General features: G+C 74.5%; 3 protein-coding genes. All 3 read left to right on the plus strand.

What is annotated here, in order from left to right; translation table 11 throughout:
* Positions 1 to 757: type IV secretion system protein VirB10 (gene virB10 / locus MBEBAB_RS14585; protein WP_045319466.1), on the plus strand; the 757-nt coding region annotated here is incomplete at its 5' end.
* Positions 757 to 1758, plus strand: coding sequence for a P-type DNA transfer ATPase VirB11 (virB11, locus tag MBEBAB_RS14590; RefSeq protein ID WP_021698755.1), 1002 nt, complete (start codon positions 757 to 759; stop codon positions 1756 to 1758). The genes virB10 and virB11, both read left to right, overlap by 1 nt.
* A partial coding sequence (locus MBEBAB_RS14595; RefSeq protein WP_052516828.1) for a type IV secretory system conjugative DNA transfer family protein occupies positions 1727 to 3410 on the plus strand: 1684 nt, incomplete at its 3' end. The genes virB11 and MBEBAB_RS14595, both read left to right, overlap by 32 nt.

Below are 3410 nucleotides of genomic sequence, written 5' to 3' on the forward strand. Positions count from 1 at the left end.
GGCCCGCCGCGCCCTGGCCGAAAGCGCCCGGCGCGCCCCGGTCCTGGCCTACAGCCGCGGCGGCCAGACCGCCCCGGCCGCACCCCCGCCGGGCACTGCAAGCAGAGTCACCCTCGCCGCCGGGGCGCCGGACGGGGGCGGCTCATCGCTGGAGCGTCTGCGGCAAGCGACCCCCATCGGCCGGGTTTCGGCCGGACGCCTGCCGGACCGGCGCTTTCTGATCACCGCCGGCGCCGTCATCCCCTGCATTCTGGAGACCGCCATGGACAGCGCCGCGCCCGGCCAGGTGCGCTGCGTCGTGCCGCGCGACGTCTATTCGGACGACGGGGCCGTTGTGCTGCTGGATCGCGGCTCGCGGATCCTGGGCGAGTATCGGTCCGCCCTGGAGCGGGGACGCGGGCGGCTGTTCGTCTTGTGGACGCGCGCGGTCACGCCCGACGGCGTCGCCATCGCCCTGGCCTCCCCGGCGGCGGACGCCCTGGGCCGCGCCGGATTCGACGGCCGCATCGACAGCCATTTCTGGCAGCGCTTCGGCGGCGCCCTGCTGCTCAGCGCCGTGGAGGGCGTCTCCTCGGCGGCCGCGGACGCCGCCCGCGACCCGGCCGCGGTGCGCCGGCCGTCCGGCGCCGCCGCCTCCGCCCTGGAGCACAGCGCCGACATCCCGCCGACCCTGCGCAAGGACCAGGGGGCGGAGGTGTCCATCTTCGTGGCCCAGGACCTGGACTTCAGCGGGGTCTACGGCCTGGGGGCGTCCTGATGGCCGACACCGCCATCCTGGACCACTACTACGCCCCGCTGCAGCCCTTGCTGGCGCCGGACGACGTCACCGAACTGGTGGTCAACCGGCCGGGCGAGGCGGGGGTGGAGCGGTCCGGCCTGTGGCGCTGGCACGACGCGCCGCAACTGACCGAGGCCTGGCTGCGGACCTTCGCCGTGGCCGCGGCCGCCCACACCCGTCAGGACGTGGGTCTCCAGGCCCCCATCTGCTCCACGGTGCTGCCGGACGGGGTGCGCTGCCAGATCGTCCTGCCGCCCGTGGCGCCGGCGGGGACGGTCTCCCTGACTTTGCGCAAGCCGTCCCGCCGGTCCCTGACCCTGGACGACTTCGCCGCCGCCGGGCTGTTCCGGGGCGTCCGGACCGAGCCGGGCGACCCGGACGGCGTCGACGCCGAGCTGGTCCGCTTGCGCCGCGCCGGCGACTGGCCCGCCTTCTTCCGCCTGGCGGTGGCCCGACGGCGCAACATCCTGGTCTCCGGCGCCACCGGCTCGGGCAAGACCACCTTCGCCAAGGGGCTCATCGCCCTGATCCCTCCCGAGGAGCGGCTCATCACCATCGAAGACGCCCGCGAACTGGTCGTGCCCCATCGCAACACCGTGCATATGCTCTATGCCCGGGACGGCCAGGGCCCGGCGCCGGCGGGGCCCAAGGCCCTGCTGGAGAGCGCCCTGCGCATGCGCCCGGACCGCATCCTGCTTCAGGAGCTGCGCGACGGCAGCGCCTTCTTCTATCTGCGCAACGTCAACTCCGGCCACCCGGGGTCCATCACCACCGTCCACGCCGATTCCGCACCCCTGGCCTTCGAGCAGCTGACCCTGCTGGTGCGCGAATCCGAAGGCGGCCGCGACCTGCCCCGCGACGACATCCGCGCCCTGCTGCGCCTGCTCATCGATGTGGTGGTGCAGATGAAGAAGACGGGCGGCCGCTTCCACATGACCGAGGTCTGGCATGAGCCCCGCGGCGCATCCTCCAGCGTCTAGCAAGGCCCGGGCCCTGGCCGCGGTCCTCGCCGCCGCCCTGGTGCTGGCGGTCGTCCCGCCCCTGATCGCCCTGGCCGGTCTCGGCCTGCTGTCGCCGGACCTGGACCCCGCCCGGGCCCCCGCCTGGTTCTGGCATTATCGCGGCGATCCTCAGGTCCGGGCCTGGCTGGCAGCGGGCCTGGGCGCCGCGGGCCTGCTGGTCGGCCTGGGCGGCGTCCTGCTGCTGGCGCAACGCCGCCCGCCGCTGCACGGGGCGGCGCGCTGGGCCGGCGCCGCCGAGGCCCGGGCGGCGGGGCTGCGCGCCCGCGAGGGCATCGTCCTGGGCCGCGCCGGCGGCGGGTTTCTGGTCTCGGGCGGGGACGAGCATGTGATGGTCTACGCCCCGACCCGCACCGGCAAGGGGGTCGGCGTGGTCATTCCCAACCTTTTGGCCTGGCCCCATGCCGCGGTGGTGCTGGACATCAAGCGCGAGAACTACGCCGCCAGCGCCGGCTACCGGGCCGAGCGGGGCCAGCGAGTGCTGCTGTTCGATCCCCTGGCCCTGGACGGCCGCACCGCCCGCTACAATCCCCTGGGCCATGTGGACCGCGACGACCCGGCCCAGGTGCTGGACGAGCTGCAGCGCATGGCGGCCATGCTGTTTCCGGGGCACGATCACGCCGATCCCTTCTGGTCCGAGGCGGCGCGCACCGGCTTCATCGGCGTGGGCGCCTGGGTGGCGGCCAGCCCGCCCCTGCCCTTCACCCTGGGCGAGATCTACCGCCAGCTGACCGAGGACGATCCCCGCCGCCGGTTTCCGGCGGCCATGGAGGCGCGCCGTCAGGCGGGCCGGCCCCTGCCGCGCGCCTGCGCCGCCGCGCTGCAGGATTTCTGCGGCGCCGGCGAGAACACCTTCGCCTCCATCCGCCAGTCCATCACCAGCCGCATGGGCCTGTGGCTCAACCCGGCCGTGGACGCCGCCACCAGCGCCAGCGACTTCGATCTCAGGGACGTGCGCCAGGGCCGCCTGTCCCTGTATCTGGGCGCGACTCCGGACAATCTGCTGCGGGTGGCGCCCCTGTACAGCCTGCTGTTCCAGCAACTGGTGGACCTGAACAGCCGGACCCTGCCGCGGCCCGGCGACCGGCCCGTGCTGGTGTTGCTGGACGAGTTCGCACGCCTGGGGCCCGCCCCGGTGCTGGCCCACGCCTTTTCCTGGGTGGCCGGCTACGGCCTGCGCCTGCTGCCGGTGATCCAGAGTCCGGCCCAGCTGCGCGGCATCTACGGTCCGGACCTGGCCGAGGCCGTCCTGACCAACTGCGCCGTGGAGGTGGTGTTCGCCCCCAAGGACCTGAAGACCGCCCAGGACCTCAGCGAGCGGGTGGGCGCCTACACTTACGGCGCCCGCAGCCGCAGTCGGCCCCAGGGTCTGGGCGCCGGACGACGCAGCCTGACCGTGTCGGACCAGCGCCGCCCCCTGATGCTGCCCCAGGAGTTGATGCAGCTGCCCGCCTCCGCCCTGCTGGTGTTCAAGGCCGGCGTTCCGGCCGTGCGGGGACGCAAGATCATCTGGTACCGCGATCCCGCCTTTCGCCCGCGCCTGCGCCCGCCGCCGGAGATCGCCCCGGCGCCCCGGTCTGCGCCCCTTCCCCCGCCTCCTGCCCCGGGCCAGC

Source organism: Brevundimonas abyssalis TAR-001, from assembly GCF_000466985.1.
GTDB lineage: Bacteria > Pseudomonadota > Alphaproteobacteria > Caulobacterales > Caulobacteraceae > Brevundimonas > Brevundimonas abyssalis.

What these genes read in the sequence shown, in the direction of transcription:
- virB11 (WP_021698755.1), top strand. Translation starts at nt 757, where the DNA reads ATGGCCGACACCGCCATCCTGGACCACTACTACGCCCCGCTGCAGCCC.